Origin of the sequence: Xenorhabdus mauleonii, from assembly GCF_900113945.1 — a bacterium.
Lineage (GTDB): Bacteria > Pseudomonadota > Gammaproteobacteria > Enterobacterales > Enterobacteriaceae > Xenorhabdus > Xenorhabdus mauleonii.
In genome coordinates this window covers 14,386-30,548 of sequence record NZ_FORG01000034.1, presented here as the reverse complement: position 1 = coordinate 30,548, position 16,163 = coordinate 14,386, and the positions used below count along the sequence as shown (strand labels likewise).

Genomic DNA, 16,163 nt, shown 5'->3' with positions numbered 1-16,163 from the left:
CGTAAAGTGCGCTATGGCGTGAGCGAACCTGCCCAATATCATCAGGAAGCCTTAGATTAATGGAAACCACTTCTTCTCAATGGCTGTTTTGTGCCGGCCAGCCTTATTGCCTGCAAATCACCATGGCACCGGGTTCTGAACCCGCGCCCGTTCAGCTTTATTGGCGGTCTGTGCGTAAAAAAGCGAGCCGGTTATATCTCGGTGTCGGTCAGGAAAGCCAAGAGCTGGGCGACGGCGATTTTAGGGTTTTCCGTCTGACAGAAACTCAGTGGCAGACACTGGTTGAAGGTAACGCAGACGTTGAGCCTGAACAGTGGGAATTATTACCTTTTACCTTATCAGAGCTGGCAGTCCATCCGGAGTTTGCCACCTTTGACTTCCTGGGTATGACGGAGACGGGTGCATGCGAAAAATAAACTGTGTCTGGGTCGTGTGTCTGGCCGGATTGCTGGCCGGCTGTTCGACGTCGAAAGAGGCTTTACTGCCTGCCGGCGAACAAACCGTACTGGCAATGTGGCAGGGGAACAAAGCGGCACAGGGGGCAGCATCGGCAAGGCAAACACTGCGTCGGGCATTAACCTCCGCCGAGAGACGCAGGGCACTGGACGAACCTTATCATTACAGTCGCTCAGCCGCGCAGGAAATCAGCCAGCAGTTCCCGAGGTTACCCAATCCCGATATGGTGATGTATGTCTATCCGCATCTGGTTGCCGGCAATACGCCGATACCGGGTTACAGCACCGTATTCCCGTTTTACAGCCAGGTACAGTATGCCCTGCCGGGTGAACGCACGGAGGCATGGTAATGGGAAAACCCAAAGCGCTGAACCGTCCCGGTAAGCTGCGTGAAGACGATGAAAACGCCGTTTATCAGGCCAACCCTTCGATTATTGATTATCTGCCCTGGGTAGAATATCTGGAAAAAGAGCAGTGTTTGTTACTGGATGACGGGATTTCTGTCGGTGCAGTCTATCGCATTGAGCCTATTTCGACTGAAGGCCGCCCGGCTGAGCGTCTGATTGAAATTCGGGATCAACTGGAAGATGCGATTCAGGACAGTCTGGAAGAGGATGATATTTCACCGTGGGTGGTGCAGTTCTTTTGTCAGGATGACGATGATCCCGCCGCGTATCTCAATACCCTGCGGCGCTATGTGAAACCGTGGGCGCAGGATACTGCCTTTACTGACGCTTTTCTGGCGGAATCGGCACGTCACCTGCACAGTATTGCCCGGCCTGACGGCATATTTCAGGACAGTCTGATCACCGGGCAGCCGTGGCGGGGGCAACAGCGCCAGACCCGAATGGTGGTGTACCGCTGGCTGCCTGCGCACAAATCGCAGAGACATCCGCTTACCTTATCTTCAGTGGCGGCTCTGAATCAGGTGTGTGAACGGCTGGTCTCGTCACTGGCTGCGGCTGGTGTGATTGCTCGTCGGCAAAATGGCGGACAGATCCACAACTGGTTGTTGCGTCATTTTAATCCGGCACCGGACTGGGGGATGACAAACGCCGATTTTTACCGGGCGGTCAGTTATGCAACGCCCAGCCAATCGGATCTCCCCCTCAACACGGATTTTGCCGAAAGCCTGTGGTTTACCCCGCCGGTGTCTGATCCTGACGCGGGGGTCTGGTGGTTTGATGGTCTGCCGCATAAAGCGGTGCCGGTCGAACGCCTGCGGCGTCCGCCGGAGCCGGGCACCCTGACTGGCGAAGTGAGACGGGGTGACAATATCAACACCCTGATGGATATGATGCCGGAAGGCACGGTGGTTTCGCTGACGATTGTGGCGCAGGCACAAGACAGACTGGAAGAGGATTTTACCCGGCTGGCGAAAAATGCCGTGGGGGAAAACACCGAATCACTGCGCGTCCGGCAGGATGTGCAGGAAGTCAAAGAATTATTGGGGCGACGGCATAAGCTGTACCGCAGTGCGCTCACTTTTCTGGTGCGCGGCAAGGATGTTTCTGATCTGGATCATCGGGTGTACCAGCTCTCTTCCACTCTGCTGACGGCGGGATTACAGCCTGTCCGACCGGAATTCAGTGTCTCTCCGTTAAATGCCTATTTACGGGCACTGCCGATGTGCTTTAATCCGCAAAAGGACAAAAAACACTGGTACAGCCGGTTGACCTGGGTACAGCATCTGGCCGGATTACTGCCGGTCACAGGGCGCTCGACCGGCACCGGGCATCCGGGGTTCAGTTTCTTTAACCGGGGCGGGGCACCGCTGACCTTCGATCCGATGAACAAACAGGATCGCACCCAGAATGCCCACTTGTTGTTGTTTGGCCCGACTGGTGCCGGAAAATCCGCCACTTTGTGTGCTTCTCTCATCCAGCTGATGGCCATACACCGGCCACGACTGTTTATTGTGGAGGCGGGTAACAGTTTTGGCCTGCTGGCTGATTACTACGAAAGTCTGGGACTGACGGTCAATAAAATCGGCATCAGACCGGGCTGTGGCGTCAGTCTGGCGTTGTTTGCCGATGCACATCAGTTGCTGCAACTCAGCCCTCAGCAATTGCGCATTCATGAAACCGACATTCCTGATACGGATGATCAACCGGAAGAGGAGGGGGATGAACAGCGCGATATTCTGGGCGAGATGGAAATTGCTGCCCGGCTGATGATCACCGGCGGAGAGAAAAGGGAAGAAGAGCGGCTGACCCGCTCTGATCGGGGGCTTATCCGTGAAGCCATTATGCAGGCGGCTCAGACCAGCTTTGCGGAATCTCGCCAGATGGTGGCGTCAGACTTACAGAACGCACTGTATGCCATTGCTCGCAATCATCAACAGGATGAACACGGCCAGCCGTTAATCACAGCCCACCGACGGGCACGGGCGGATGAAATGGCCAGCGCCATGTCGATGTTTACCCAGGGATTTGAAGGCGAACTGTTTAACCGTCCCGGTACGCCATGGCCAGAAGTGGATGTCACCCTGATTGATTTGGGCACACTGGCGCGGGAGAACTACTCGGCACAAATGGCGCTGGCAATGGTCTCGTTGATAAACAAAGTCAATAACCTTGCGGAACGGGATCAATATCAGGATCGCGAACTGCAACTGGTGATTGATGAAGGGCACATCACCACCACTAACCCGCTGTTATCCCCCTATATGACCAAGGTGGTGAAAATGTGGCGTAAACTCGGTGCCTGGCTGTGGCTCGCCACGCAAAACCTGGCGGATTACCCCGATACCGCTGAAAAGATGCTGAATATGGCTGAATGGTGGCTGTGTCTCACTATGCCACCGGATGAAGTGGAACAAATCGCCCGGTTTAAGAAACTGTCGGAAGAGCAGAAAGCGGTATTGCTTTCTGCCAGTAAATTGCCCCGTTGTTATACTGAAGGGGTCGTGTTGGCAAAGAAAATTGAGGCGTTGTTTCGGGTGGTGCCGCCGAGCCTCTATCTGGCGCTGGGGATGACAGAAAAAGAAGAAAAATCGGAACGTAGGGCGTTGATGCGGGAGCATCAGTGCAGTGAACTGGAATCTGCAAAGTTGGTAGCTAGGAAAATGGATGCGTCACGGGGACTGCGGCCTGATCTTTCTGTCGATACAGGCCGAATTCAGAAGATAAATCGTCTCTGATGCTTTATCACATTATTTTTTCATCGTGAAGATGGCTCATGCTCATAAACACATCGCATAAACTCACATTTTTAGGCACAAAGGCGCTGACATTATATTTTTGCGATCGAAAAAGAAAAGAATAAAGGTCGCGTCCATTCTCAAGTTTTCTTGTTTTATCGAGTAATTCAAATTTCTTGTGAATTTCCGTGACCACTGTTTTATGTATTTCACGTTTAACCAAATCCTCTCTCCAATAGGGACTTTTAGCATCACCATAGTACAAATTACGAAGATAAAGAATATTCTCCTCTCCGTCTTCATATACGGAGGCGGTGACTAAGGGCATAATTTCATCCGTGATTTCTTTTTTAATACGGGTGAAAAAATCATGAATACACTGATACAATTGAGGTGTGCATTCTCCTTGGGGCCTAGGCCGTTTTATTTCTTTAAAAGTGGACTGTTCTTCCGACATTTTTAGCATATCGGCCATGATATTTTTAAATTCTTTCGGGCATTGGGTCTGTTTGACTTCTGCATGCACACAGCAACCATAATGGCGTGAGTTGTAATCATAATTATATTTTCTGATAGTCAGAATATAGATCCCGGGCAGAGGTTCGCCCCCTTTAATTTCGGTGGATTCATAGGCGAATTTGAAGTAAATTCCATTTTTTTTGTTATAGCCAACAAGATTGCCGGCATCAGCAAAATCCGGAACAGTACATCCTTGATCGCAATAAAAGGGCGTGTTTCCATTGAGCATAAGAAACCAACCTTCAGGAAAGGTTATTGCATTTTGCATTGGATCTATCATATTTTTCCTTTTCTTTTAAAAATTTTACTTATGGTTATAGTGTATGATATAAATTTAGTGCTGAAATCTATCGTCTGTGTCAATGTGATTTTTGTCTTGCAAATGGGATGCATTCATATAGGAAATTATAAGGCAGAGTATTGAGTTAATTTCCTATCACATTCAGCCAAGATAAATTTAACTCATTATCTTGGCTGAATTCTAGTTGGTTATATTCCTAAATTATAAATATCTTCGGCTTCCTTATCCCCGTCTTCCTCCATATCAACGCTACCTAAAGCTCCTAAATCTAGGCTATAAATAACATCACTTTTCTTACCTTTTTCTACATAAATAAAATAACCAAGATCACCATCTTGACCAATTAAAAAATAATTTGGTTCAACATCTTGAATGGTATATGTTTTATTTCTTTCAAGCACATACTCGAAATTATAAAGATATATATTTTCTTGTTCTTTACCTGTTACCTCAATATAAGGCTTATCTTGAATTTCTTCAGACAAAAATTTCCTATAATAGTTAGGGAATTTAATGCTCAGTTCTTTTTCAATAAGATCTAATTTTTCTAAAACATCTTCTTTCTTCATGAAATTCTCCTCTTGATAAATCTAAATATCAAAGAATGGATTGTTTTTGTTCGCACCTCTAAGCCCATCAAAATACTTATAAGCATCACCAAGTGCTTTTCTTGCTTGAGTTTTAGGTACACCAGCATCAATCATCTCTCTATAACTTATATGGAATTCTTCTTTCAACGTCTTGTCCCATCCATCAGATGCCGCTCTTCTTGTTCTTTGTGCCGCACTGGTTTGAGCATGTGGCATCCCTGAAGTAGAATGTAACAATGTGGCTGGCGCTGAATTCCTCTAAAAATCGTAAACTATGAAGGTGTCAGACAATGTAATTTGCCTGACACCTAGGGGGAATAAATTATTTACATGCCGTTATTTGTATTGTCATTAATGAACTTAGGCTCGTATTCAGAAAATACTCTTCTAAATTGCTCATGATCTGGAATTGTAAAAGGTATTTTTTCAAAGGTTTCTTTCATTATGTTAAATAACGTCTCTTTAAGTAAGGCCGTATCATGAATCGGTTTTATGCCTATAAAATAAGAAAATTCTCCATCTTTACTATTATCTTTGAAATATCCCTCGCTTTCTGTATCTGTTGCTATTATTACTATTCGCTGACCAATGGGATGATTTAACTCACATGACGATAATAAAGATGTTAGAAATTCGATGTCAGAATAAATACGCCTAAAAGACTTACTTAACATTCTATCTTTAGCTGCTATTGTTAATGATATATCCATTTTCATATTACTATTCTCTAATGATAAACTGGGTTATAAGGTGGTTTGTTACCAAAAATTCGCTCATATGTCTTAATATAACGAAGTTCTAGCGCTTTCGCTGCTGCCTTTCCGTTAACAGTTGCTAAGTGAGTTGATTCAACATTAATTCCTAATCCATTAAATCTCTTTTCATGTTCTGCAAATCTTGTCAAATATCCACGACCAGTTTCTCCAAAGTGGAGTAAACGTCCCGTGCTAACTTCACGGATTACGTAAACATCATGTGGACCCGTTGCCAATTTGCTATTACCATGAACACGACCTGTAGTAGCTTTTACCCAGTCTGAAAAATTACTTCTAGGACCCTGCCCCCAAGGTTGAGAACGTGTATGAGCAACCCACTGCTGCATACTCATTTGTCCGCCATTGTTTTTATAATCCTTCCATTTACTTAATCGCTCCTGTAAACGAGGATTAATATGGCACCCTGCCAATCCTAGAGGGTCTACCCAACTGGTGGGATTATGAACATAAGCATACGGATTTTCTCCCCCCGCCAGCCCAATTGGATCTGGTGTTAGATACACACCAGCAACAGGTGAAAAATATCTGTACCGATTATAGACTAAACCACTCTCTCCATCGAGCCATTGACCGGCAAATTGCATTTCCGGATTAAGTTCCGCGTTTTCACCCGCTGCTTTCAGGCGCATACCATATAAGCTCTGTGATGGCTGGCGCCAGACACGGTGGCCTTGCGGGTCAAACAGTGCCAGTGGTTCGCCTGTCGGGGCACAGATGGCATATTGTGTCTGTACTTTACCTGCTATCAGTTCATTGCGGTTTTCCGGATTGGGGGTGAAGAACTGAATTTGCTGCGCCAGTAACTGCCAGCCATCAAAGACCAAATGGCGGATACTGTACAGTCGATTGTGCCGGTATTCGCGGATTTCCGCCGGCTGGTCACCGTCCCACAGATAGGTCGTCCGACTGCCGGATTGTTCGCAGACTTTCTCCGTGCGCCGCCCGAAAGCATCATAGCGATAATCCCACTGCTGGCCACCCGGGGTCAGGACGCCGATAAGCTGGTTCTGGCTGTTCCAGCGGGGGGACATCATTTCCGATGCAGTCATACCCTCATGGCTGCGCCAGCCCACACAGGGTAAGGCTTTCAGGATAGCAGACTGTGCCCATTTTGCCTCGGTCACTTTTTTGACCCCGACGTGCACTTTGGGATTGTGTTTCATCGGCAACGGGCGAACGTCGGCCGGTTTACCGGACGGCGGGCGACCGTTCTGCGGGTGCGGGCGGCAGAGAGCCTGCCAGCGGCGCCCCTGCGACGCTCTGGGGCACCAAGGTTTAGGCCGGGCACGATTTTGCATGGCAACGCGGCCAGGTTCAAGGGAAGCCCCCTGCGGGGGCTGCACGGGGCGGAGATGGTGAGCACGGGAACGAGCAAGGAGTGAAGCGACTGCGAGCCGCGCGCAGCCAGTGCAGCGGGGTCGGGGCGGGGGGAGGTAAATTAACGGAGGCCGCAGGCCGACCTGCCTTCAGGGTTGTGGGCCGGACATGGCAAGGCAGCTAAAGAAGAACACGGTTTTTTGCCAAGGATAGGCTGAGAAGCTGAAGGAGAACACGGATTGCCGAAGACCGGCTCAGCGGCTTACAGCAGAAGGCGCAGCCTTGTGCGCCACACCCCGCGATGCCGATAAGCGGGGGCGCAAGACATAATGTGTATTGTGCGATGTGAGCCGCAGCACGGTGTTTCTGTGGATGACGGGGCTGAACGGCGAATTTCGCACAATTCCCCGACATTATGTTGAATAGGCTTTGGGCGGCCACGCCAGATTTTACGGGGACACCGTGGGTTAGGCCGGCCATTGCCTATTTACCCCCGCTACGCCGATGCCGACGGGCAGTCCGGTCACGGTCTGCCCCCGCACCGAACCCAGCCCCACTCAACGGGGACGGTCGAGTTGTCCGCCCTGCCCGGGCACGCGGTCTGCTGCCGTGCTGTCAGCGACACCGTGCCCAGCGCGGCTCTCTGGCGGCGCGGTGTCGGCATCCAGCAGCGGATTGTCGGGTTGCCCGTGACCTGCCTGTTCAGCCGGATGCGTTTTCTGATGCACTTTTTTTAAGTGGCCGATGGCAACATGCGTATAAATTTGCGTGGAGTCCAGGCTCGCGTGCCCTAATATCGCCTGAATGTGCCGGGTATCTGCTCCGTTTTCTAACATCTGCGTCGCCATGGAATGCCGGAACAGGTGACAGGCGCCGGGCTTTTCGATTCTGGCACGGTGCAAGGCATCGCGAACGAGCAGGGTCATGCTGGAGCCGCTCATCACTTTACCCCGGCGTGACAGAAACAGGTGACCCGGATCTTTTCCCCACACCAGACGCGGACGCACGTCATTCAGGTAGCGTTGCAACCACTCCATCGCCGATTGGCCTAATGGCACCATCCGATCTTTACGCCCTTTTCCCTGTCGGATAAATATCACGCCGTGACTAAAATCCACATCGCCGACCTGTAACCGCTGCGCTTCTGAACGCCGGATGCCGCTGCTCCACAACGTTTCCATCATCGCCCGGTCACGCACGCCCATCGGAGATTCATCAAGGGTCAGACTCAACATGCGCCGGATTTCTTGTTCGCTCAGAATGTGCCCCGGCAAACGCTTTTCTGTCCGGGGCGGTTCCAGACTGAGGGCAGGGTTATACAGCAGGTATTGCCGTTTGACCAGCCAGCCGAACAGATGGCGGACATGGCTCAGTTTTTTCACGATAGTGCAGGCCAGAATAGGGTAACCCTGACGATTTTTTTTCGCTGACAGTGAACGTTGCCAGCTTTCCAGATGGGCGAAGCTCACCTGCTGCGCGCTGCTTAACCCGCGCCCGTCACACCAACGGGCGAACTCCATCAGGGCACTGCGGTAATTTGACTGGGTATCCCGCGCATAGCGCAGTGTGTCAAGGTGTTCGAGGAAGTGTTGGATCTGTTGTCTGAGTGCCAATGACGCCATGATAAATACCTCGCTGTGTGGGAAAGAATACGGTTATGATCTTTGCGCTTTAATCTGCCGGAACAGTGTTTTTTGACTTAACCCGACCGGTTTGCTGTGAAGCCTTGCTATTCCTGCCTTGGCGGGGATTTCACGTTGCCGACCGCCTGCCGACGGCACGCCGACGGAGGGGCGACCACATCTCTCTTTACCCCGACCGAAACAAGTCATACTGTCCTTCACGGCACGATAAGGCCGTTCAGGTGCGCCACGTCGCTGCCGTCGCCGTCAAACAGCAGTTCATAGGCGAACGTCAGCCCGCGCCGGTGCAGTAGCAGGTATTCCATTTCAACCAGCCGCGAGAGATGGACTTTAAGTTGGGTATCCCCCCACTGCACCGCATCGCGCAACTGCTTGCGGGTAAAAATCTGCTCGTGACGGGGCTGGCCGCTGTCCCGTATCCAGGCCTGTATCAGCATCAGTAACTTGCGGGTCTGCGGCGGCATCTCGTCCAGCGTGCGGCCTAAGATTTCATGGGCGAGCCGGTTCGCCAGCCGGATATCGTCTTGGGTCACTTCGATGTAGGCCAGTTTCCGGCCGCGATGCTCGGCGGTTTTGGTTTCCCGCTGGTACTGGTGCAGCAACGCAATGCTTTGGATTAAGGTTAAATATTTCATGTGGTCACGGCGGGTGCGGGTTTTGTCTGACAGGAAGGTCAATTGGCTGGCGTAGGGATTGACCACATTCAGGGGTTTCAGCAACCGCTGGGCGTTCTGGTGCAACGTGGTGAGATAGTCCCGCTCATTTTCAGCCATCAACCCCGCAAGGGTTTGCTTCTGACGCTGTAACGCATGGATAGCTTCGGTTTGTTCACGGGATTCATTGACCGTCAGCACCAGACAACGATTCAGTAACTCTTCATCGACATCAATGGCGGTTGTGGTCAGCATCAGCATCACCGGGCCTTTGACCGTGTAGCTTTTGGTGACGAGATTGCCGGTCGCTTCATCCTTGCCGGTGCTCGCCATCGTCAGTTCGCCGTCACTTTGCAACAGTTTGAGTGCATAGGCCGCCTGCCGCACCCCTTCTTCTTCCGCTATCGCTAAAATCTTATGCTGAAGATTGGTTTCACCGAGATAAAACAGGCTTTGGCCGGTCATGGCGCTGTACTGGATACGTTCTTCTTCCGGTATCAGATTGAGCACCGCATCCATCAGACTACTCTTACCCGCCGCGCTGCTGCTCTGGATTAAGACGGCTAAGGGTTTGGGCAGTTTACGGCTGACGGCGGCCAGATACCCCGCAAGCAGATTGGTCGATTCGCCGACAACCCCACAGGCGCTCAAGTCAGCGGTAATACGGCTGACCAGTTTTGGATCTTGCAATAACATCAACGCAGATTGCTGTTCATCTTCACTCATTGAGGGGGCGGCCTGTACCGTTCCTGCTTCAGCCCACGCCCGTTGTTCCAGCACCAGTAACACCCGCCCCAGCTCACGCTTAATCAGCGTTTCCGGCAAGGCCAGCTCGGTACTGGCCTGACGCACGAAGGTCGACCGGGCGCGGGCGCTCAGGATATCGAGGCTATCCACAAACAGCGCCCCGCTGTGTTTGTCGATGACCTGCACATTCACTTTCATGACCGTGGCACCGGCTTTCTGCTGTGCCCCGCGTATCCGCCATTCCTGCCCGTCCTGCTGAACCACGATATCCCCGTTGTCGGCAAGCGTTGTGACTACCCCCGGCTCCGGCACCAAGGCCGCCGCCGGCACTGACACGACGGCAGACGCATTTTTGTCTGCCAATGGCCTGTTTGCCGGCTCACCGAGCCATTGTGCTGAGTCCAGTAGCTGGCCGAAGGCGTTTTCCGGGTTGGCGACTTCGCAGCTAAACCGATTGGCATCACCGCCTTCGGGGAACACGACCCGCCAGACATCCAGCCCGGCCAGTTGCAACTCGGCCGCCAAGACCGCCGCCGCTGCATTGCCGGCCTTGTCATTGTCATAGGCGATATGCACCTGCTGTATCCCGTGCTGCCGGAAGGCGGTTCGATGCGCCTCGGTAAACCCGTGAACCCCATAGGCACAGGTGACATGGCGATAGCCTGCACACCAAAACGACATGGCATCGATGAGCGATTCACACAAAATCACCGAGGCCGAGCCAACCAGCCCGGCTTCATTCCAGACCCCACCATGCGCGCCCGGCAGATACAGGTGCAGCGGGGTGCCTGCCCGCAGGCGGTCAGTGATTTTGCGACCGTACAGCTCCTGCACCTGCCCGTCAGGGCTGATCACCGGCACCACAAGCGAGCCGCTGAAGTGTTCATGGCCACTCTCACGCAATAACCCGACCGCCTGAAGCTGGGCGCGGATCTCCGCGCCGGCTTTTAATTTTTTCTCCGGCAATCGGTAACCCAGCGTGCGGTTGGCAAAGCCAAGTTTAAAGTGGCTGACCAGTTCGGGATGATCGAGACGACGTTTTTTCAGGTATTGATGCACTTCCGGCGCATTCAGCAAGGTCTGGTGATAAAACTCAACCACCCGTAACAGCAGCGCCTGTTGCCCGACGGCCTCCCGAATGAGTTCCGATGAATCAAGCAGCGGCTCCACAGCCGGATTGTTGCCCAACATTGCCCGCAGCCGTTCGCAGGCATGACGCAGGCTCAACCCTTCGGTTTTCATCACCCAGTCCAGCACCGAGCCGCCGGCATCACAGCCGAAGCAGTGATAGAGATTTTTCGATGGCGTGATGACCATCGAGGGCGTTTTCTCTTGATGGAACGGGCACAGCACCGTCATATCTTTACCGCGCTTAACCAGCTGCCGACCTTGCTGCTCGATAACGGCAACTAAAGAGACGGCGGATTTTAAGTGCTGCAACTCTGCTTCGGGAATGCGAGCCATATCATGATCTCCATAAAATCACGTCAAGATTCCATTGCTCTTTCATTTAGTATCCGATAGGATACCAATACAAAGCAAGCACTTTTTAGGGGATAGAATGATGGCAAATTTCTCAGACTGGTTTAATTCAATGAGTATTGCTAACAGACTCATCGCCCTGCGCAAGCAAAAAGGCTTGTCACAACAGGCATTTGCGGATGCCATTGGGATTCATGTCACGCAGGTAAAACGCTATGAAGGCGGGGTGTCGTTACCGTCGCTGGAAGCGATTAAGAAGATAGCGCAGACCCTGCGGGTCACAACGGATTCATTGATATTTGAAGATAAAGAGCGACAGCCTGATAGCGATTTGGCTCTACAGTTTCAGGCTATCAGCAACATGCAGCCGGAACAGCGGCAGGTGATTAAGGAAGTGCTGGAAGGGATGATTATCAAGTATGAGGCTGAGCGCTGGTCTTCTAAAATGATGAAGTAATCCCATTAACGCAACGTATTCGGGCTGGCACCCGAACACGCTGCTCACCACAACCAACTACTGAGGAGTTGAATGATGGCTAAGGCGCATTCTAAGCAAAACCGTGCTCAAAATAAAGCAGCGAAAACAGAACGTTATTACACCGTGGGATACGTCCCGCAAAATGACAAAGCGAAAGCTCCGCCCGCGATACATCTGAAAGGGCAATGGCTTAAGCAAGCAGGCTTTGAGATTGGCGGCTCTGTCACGGTGAAAATCATGGACGGCTGCTTAGTGCTGATCCCTGACAACGACGAGACCAACAGCCTCAAACAGCAGTATCAGCGTCAGCGCGAACAAATCAGTGAAATTAAGCTGCGGATGCGGGAGCTGATTGGGGATTACAAAGCAGGATAAAAAATTTTTTTCAAAAAAAACAAGCCAGATTTTTCTGGCTTGTTACTTATTAATATAGTGGCTGCTATAAATCCTCTATAGCTTCTCTTATATCTTCTAAAAGAAACTCAGCATAACTATCTGCAATTATATTTTTGACACCATCTCTTTTGAAAGATAATTCAGTTTCGACAACAACAGCCTCCCCTGTCTTTCCTATTGTATTAGTATCAATAGAATAAGAAGGGCCATATCCTGATGATTTTATTTTAATCATCCCTTCGTCTATATCACCTGCATCTCTAGCTTGCTTTGTGACATACAGAACACATGGGGCTTGGTCTCCATTTATACCTTTTTTAGTTACCCCATAATAATTATCTCCGCCAAAAGCAAGTGTTCCATATTTCTGTAAGAAAATTTTATACGATTCAGGGAAGGTAACACCAAGTAATGATTCAAACTTACTAATGGTATCTATATCAGCTCCGCCACTAGAAAGAATTTCCTCCCCACTTGCTATCATTTCCTTTTCAATTAAATCTATATAACTCATCGCTTCCTTCCTCTTAAGGAATTAAAAAGTCCAATGCTCTGGCTTTCCAATATTTTTTCTTCCAGCGGTTAAATGGACGCCTATTCATGGATGGTGGTGCACTATTATATCTACGCCTTACACCATCAGGGCCAACCCACGTTTTATCCCACTGGTTAGAGAACATATGTAACTTACGATCATATTTACTATGAACACTACTCAAAATTTCAGCCATTGCACCAGGTTCATCTTGAGTGACGTGATGGAGGTTTATTTCTAATCCATCTTTACCTATGGGAGCTTGGCCTTTCTTCATTCGTTGAATATTTGTTCTTCCATATTCATCAATATGATTCGGGTCAAATAAATCATTTCTCTGATAAACTTTTCTTCCAACAACATTTTTTGCAGTCCAACATTTAGCCAGACCTAGCGGATCGATCCAAATCGTCGGATTTCCAACGTAAGCATACGGATTTTCACCGCCCATCAATCCCAAGGGGTCTGGCGTCAAATACTGCCCCGCCACCGGTGAGTAATACCTAAACCGATTGTAGACCAGCCCGCTCTCTTCATCGAGCCACTGCCCGGCAAACTGGTTCCCCGGATTCAGTTCCGCATTCTCCCCCAGTCTGCCCAGACGCAGCCCGTACAGGCTCTGCGGCGGCTGGCGCCAGACCCGGTGCCCGGCGGTATCGAACAGCGCCAGTGGCTCGCCGGTCGGGGCACAGACGGCATACTGTGTTTGCACCTCACCCGCAATCAGCTCCTGCCGGTTTTCTGGGTTCAGGGTAAAAAACTGCACCTGCTGCGCCAACAACTGCCAGCCATCAAACACCAGATGGCGAATGCTGTACAAGCGGTTATGCCGGTATTCGCGGATTTCCGCCGGCACATCGCCGTCCCACAGGTACGTCGTCCGCTCACCCGAGCGTTCGCACACCTTTTCCGTGCGCCGCCCGAAGGCATCATAGCGATAATCCCAGTGCTGGCCGCCCGGGGTCTGCACACCGATAAGCTGGTTCTGGCTGTTCCAGCGGGGGGACATCATTTCCGATGCAGTCATACCCTCATGGCTGCGCCAGCCCACACAGGGTAAGGCTTTCAGGATAGCAGACTGTGCCCATTTTGCCTCGGTCACTTTTTTGACCCCGACGTGCACTTTGGGATTGTGTTTCATCGGCAACGGGCGAACGTCGGCCGGTTTACCGGACGGCGGGCGACCGTTCTGCGGGTGCGGGCGGCAGAGAGCCTGCCAGCGGCGCCCCTGCGACGCTCTGGGGCACCAAGGTTTAGGCCGGGCACGATTTTGCATGGCAACGCGGCCAGGTTCAAGGGAAGCCCCCTGCGGGGGCTGCACGGGGCGGAGATGGTGAGCACGGGAACGAGCAAGGAGTGAAGCGACTGCGAGCCGCGCGCAGCCAGTGCAGCGGGGTCGGGGCGGGGGGAGGTAAATTAACGGAGGCCGCAGGCCGACCTGCCTTCAGGGTTGTGGGCCGGACATGGCAAGGCAGCTAAAGAAGAACACGGTTTTTTGCCAAGGATAGGCTGAGAAGCTGAAGGAGAACACGGATTGCCGAAGACCGGCTCAGCGGCTTACAGCAGAAGGCGCAGCCTTGTGCGCCACACCCCGCGATGCCGATAAGCGGGGGCGCAAGACATAATGTGTATTGTGCGATGTGAGCCGCAGCACGGTGTTTCTGTGGATGACGGGGCTGAACGGCGAATTTCGCACAATTCCCCGACATTATGTTGAATAGGCTTTGGGCGGCCACGCCAGATTTTACGGGGACACCGTGGGTTAGGCCGGCCATTGCCTATTTACCCCCGCTACGCCGATGCCGACGGGCAGTCCGGTCACGGTCTGCCCCCGCACCGAACCCAGCCCCACTCAACGGGGACGGTCGAGTTGTCCGCCCTGCCCGGGCACGCGGTCTGCTGCCGTGCTGTCAGCGACACCGTGCCCAGCGCGGCTCTCTGGCGGCGCGGTGTCGGCATCCAGCAGCGGATTGTCGGGTTGCCCGTGACCTGCCTGTTCAGCCGGATGCGTTTTCTGATGCACTTTTTTTAAGTGGCCGATGGCAACATGCGTATAAATTTGCGTGGAGTCCAGGCTCGCGTGCCCTAATATCGCCTGAATGTGCCGGGTATCTGCTCCGTTTTCTAACATCTGCGTCGCCATGGAATGCCGGAACAGGTGACAGGCGCCGGGCTTTTCGATTCTGGCACGGTGCAAGGCATCGCGAACGAGCAGGGTCATGCTGGAGCCGCTCATCACTTTACCCCGGCGTGACAGAAACAGGTGACCCGGATCTTTTCCCCACACCAGACGCGGACGCACGTCATTCAGGTAGCGTTGCAACCACTCCATCGCCGATTGGCCTAATGGCACCATCCGATCTTTACGCCCTTTTCCCTGTCGGATAAATATCACGCCGTGACTAAAATCCACATCGCCGACCTGTAACCGCTGCGCTTCTGAACGCCGGATGCCGCTGCTCCACAACGTTTCCATCATCGCCCGGTCACGCACGCCCATCGGAGATTCATCAAGGGTCAGACTCAACATGCGCCGGATTTCTTGTTCGCTCAGAATGTGCCCCGGCAAACGCTTTTCTGTCCGGGGCGGTTCCAGACTGAGGGCAGGGTTATACAGCAGGTATTGCCGTTTGACCAGCCAGCCGAACAGATGGCGGACATGGCTCAGTTTTTTCACGATAGTGCAGGCCAGAATAGGGTAACCCTGACGATTTTTTTTCGCTGACAGTGAACGTTGCCAGCTTTCCAGATGGGCGAAGCTCACCTGCTGCGCGCTGCTTAACCCGCGCCCGTCACACCAACGGGCGAACTCCATCAGGGCACTGCGGTAATTTGACTGGGTATCCCGCGCATAGCGCAGTGTGTCAAGGTGTTCGAGGAAGTGTTGGATCTGTTGTCTGAGTGCCAATGACGCCATGATAAATACCTCGCTGTGTGGGAAAGAATACGGTTATGATCTTTGCGCTTTAATCTGCCGGAACAGTGTTTTTTGACTTAACCCGACCGGTTTGCTGTGAAGCCTTGCTATTCCTGCCTTGGCGGGGATTTCACGTTGCCGACCGCCTGCCGACGGCACGCCGACGGAGGGGCGACCACATCTCTCTTTACCCCGACCGAAACAAGTCATAC

20 protein-coding genes and 1 pseudogene are annotated in these 16,163 nt (G+C 51.9%); 7 read left to right on the top strand and 14 right to left on the bottom strand.

Annotated features, from left to right (window positions below):
- The first annotated feature begins 59 nt into the window (after nt 1–59).
- The 3 genes from BM100_RS20025 to BM100_RS20015 are packed head-to-tail and all read left to right on the top strand — an operon-like array spanning nt 60 to nt 3,597.
- Entirely contained in the window at nt 60–416 is a 357-nt protein-coding gene (locus BM100_RS20025) for a hypothetical protein (protein ID WP_092514160.1), read from the top strand.
- The gene (locus BM100_RS20020) at nt 404–805 is read left to right on the top strand and encodes a TIGR03751 family conjugal transfer lipoprotein (RefSeq protein WP_092514158.1); all 402 of its coding nucleotides are present in this window, start codon (nt 404–406) and stop codon (nt 803–805) included. The genes BM100_RS20025 and BM100_RS20020 overlap by 13 nt, the downstream gene beginning before the upstream one ends.
- Entirely contained in the window at nt 805–3,597 is a 2,793-nt protein-coding gene (locus BM100_RS20015; protein ID WP_092514156.1) for a conjugative transfer ATPase, read from the top strand. The genes BM100_RS20020 and BM100_RS20015 overlap by 1 nt, the downstream gene beginning before the upstream one ends.
- 7 nt (nt 3,598–3,604) lie before the next feature.
- Here the strand turns inward: BM100_RS20015 and BM100_RS20010 are convergent, their stop codons facing one another.
- The 5 genes and pseudogenes from BM100_RS20010 to BM100_RS23900 all read right to left on the bottom strand — a co-directional run bounded on the left by BM100_RS20010 (nt 3,605) and on the right by BM100_RS23900 (nt 7,081).
- Nucleotides 3,605–4,396: a hypothetical protein gene (locus BM100_RS20010; protein WP_092514154.1), complete on the bottom strand. Its 792-nt coding sequence runs from the start codon at nt 4,394–4,396 to the stop codon at nt 3,605–3,607.
- Nucleotides 4,397–4,605: 209 nt separating this feature from the next.
- Nucleotides 4,606–4,986, bottom strand: a complete 381-nt coding sequence (locus tag BM100_RS20005) for an SMI1/KNR4 family protein (RefSeq protein WP_092514152.1) — start codon at nt 4,984–4,986, stop codon at nt 4,606–4,608.
- Between the two features lie 21 nt (nt 4,987–5,007).
- A pseudogene (locus tag BM100_RS20000) lies at nt 5,008–5,253 on the bottom strand (Rhs family protein); the annotation flags it as partial.
- Between the two features lie 80 nt (nt 5,254–5,333).
- The gene (locus tag BM100_RS19995; protein WP_092514150.1) at nt 5,334–5,723 is read right to left on the bottom strand and encodes a hypothetical protein; all 390 of its coding nucleotides are present in this window, start codon (nt 5,721–5,723) and stop codon (nt 5,334–5,336) included.
- An 11-nt stretch (nt 5,724–5,734) separates the two neighbouring features.
- Nucleotides 5,735–7,081 carry an RHS repeat domain-containing protein gene (locus BM100_RS23900; RefSeq protein WP_274539953.1) on the bottom strand — a complete coding sequence of 449 codons (1,347 nt, stop codon included), beginning with the start codon at nt 7,079–7,081 and terminating at the stop codon, nt 5,735–5,737.
- 80 nt (nt 7,082–7,161) lie between these two features.
- Between BM100_RS23900 and BM100_RS23895 the strand changes: the two genes are divergently transcribed.
- Nucleotides 7,162–7,284, top strand: coding sequence for a hypothetical protein (locus BM100_RS23895; RefSeq protein WP_274539954.1), 123 nt, complete (start codon nt 7,162–7,164; stop codon nt 7,282–7,284).
- Here BM100_RS23895 and BM100_RS22780 read toward each other — a convergent pair.
- The 4 genes from BM100_RS22780 to BM100_RS19975 all read right to left on the bottom strand — a co-directional run bounded on the left by BM100_RS22780 (nt 7,281) and on the right by BM100_RS19975 (nt 11,607).
- A complete protein-coding gene (locus tag BM100_RS22780; protein WP_139217011.1) occupies nt 7,281–7,580 on the bottom strand; it encodes a hypothetical protein in 300 nt (99 codons plus the stop codon). The two genes, BM100_RS23895 and BM100_RS22780, sit on opposite strands and share 4 nt — an antisense overlap.
- Before the next feature lie 77 nt (nt 7,581–7,657).
- Entirely contained in the window at nt 7,658–8,722 is a 1,065-nt protein-coding gene (gene xerC, locus BM100_RS19980; protein ID WP_092514148.1) for a site-specific tyrosine recombinase XerC, read from the bottom strand.
- 33 nt (nt 8,723–8,755) lie between these two features.
- Nucleotides 8,756–8,932, bottom strand: a complete 177-nt coding sequence (locus BM100_RS23275; protein ID WP_169924766.1) for a hypothetical protein — start codon at nt 8,930–8,932, stop codon at nt 8,756–8,758.
- Between the two features lie 8 nt (nt 8,933–8,940).
- The gene (locus BM100_RS19975; RefSeq protein ID WP_092514146.1) at nt 8,941–11,607 is read right to left on the bottom strand and encodes a CHC2 zinc finger domain-containing protein; all 2,667 of its coding nucleotides are present in this window, start codon (nt 11,605–11,607) and stop codon (nt 8,941–8,943) included.
- Between the two features lie 130 nt (nt 11,608–11,737).
- Between BM100_RS19975 and BM100_RS19970 the strand changes: the two genes are divergently transcribed.
- Both BM100_RS19970 and BM100_RS19965 read left to right on the top strand, forming a co-directional pair.
- Nucleotides 11,738–12,082, top strand: a complete 345-nt coding sequence (locus BM100_RS19970; RefSeq protein WP_338066855.1) for a helix-turn-helix domain-containing protein — start codon at nt 11,738–11,740, stop codon at nt 12,080–12,082.
- A 75-nt stretch (nt 12,083–12,157) separates the two neighbouring features.
- Complete coding sequence (locus BM100_RS19965) at nt 12,158–12,478, top strand: SymE family type I addiction module toxin (RefSeq protein ID WP_092514142.1); 321 nt, start codon at nt 12,158–12,160, stop codon at nt 12,476–12,478.
- A 64-nt stretch (nt 12,479–12,542) separates the two neighbouring features.
- Here the strand turns inward: BM100_RS19965 and BM100_RS19960 are convergent, their stop codons facing one another.
- Nucleotides 12,543–13,013 (bottom strand): SMI1/KNR4 family protein, encoded by a 471-nt coding sequence (locus BM100_RS19960; RefSeq protein ID WP_092514140.1) that lies wholly within the window; start codon nt 13,011–13,013, stop codon nt 12,543–12,545.
- Between the two features lie 13 nt (nt 13,014–13,026).
- Entirely contained in the window at nt 13,027–14,310 is a 1,284-nt protein-coding gene (locus BM100_RS23890) for an HNH/ENDO VII family nuclease (protein ID WP_169924768.1), read from the bottom strand.
- Between the two features lie 80 nt (nt 14,311–14,390).
- Here BM100_RS23890 and BM100_RS23885 point away from each other — a divergent pair, with 80 nt between their 5' ends.
- Entirely contained in the window at nt 14,391–14,513 is a 123-nt protein-coding gene (locus tag BM100_RS23885; RefSeq protein WP_274539954.1) for a hypothetical protein, read from the top strand.
- On the opposite strand, the gene BM100_RS22770 is transcribed toward BM100_RS23885, so the two are convergent.
- The 3 genes from BM100_RS22770 to BM100_RS23265 all read right to left on the bottom strand — a co-directional run bounded on the left by BM100_RS22770 (nt 14,510) and on the right by BM100_RS23265 (nt 16,161).
- Nucleotides 14,510–14,809: a hypothetical protein gene (locus tag BM100_RS22770; protein ID WP_139217011.1), complete on the bottom strand. Its 300-nt coding sequence runs from the start codon at nt 14,807–14,809 to the stop codon at nt 14,510–14,512. The genes BM100_RS23885 and BM100_RS22770 overlap by 4 nt on opposite strands.
- 77 nt (nt 14,810–14,886) lie before the next feature.
- Nucleotides 14,887–15,951 (bottom strand): site-specific tyrosine recombinase XerC, encoded by a 1,065-nt coding sequence (xerC, locus tag BM100_RS19950; RefSeq protein ID WP_092514148.1) that lies wholly within the window; start codon nt 15,949–15,951, stop codon nt 14,887–14,889.
- A gap of 33 nt (nt 15,952–15,984) precedes the next feature.
- Nucleotides 15,985–16,161: a hypothetical protein gene (locus tag BM100_RS23265; protein WP_169924766.1), complete on the bottom strand. Its 177-nt coding sequence runs from the start codon at nt 16,159–16,161 to the stop codon at nt 15,985–15,987.
- Nucleotides 16,162–16,163: the final 2 nt, after the last annotated feature.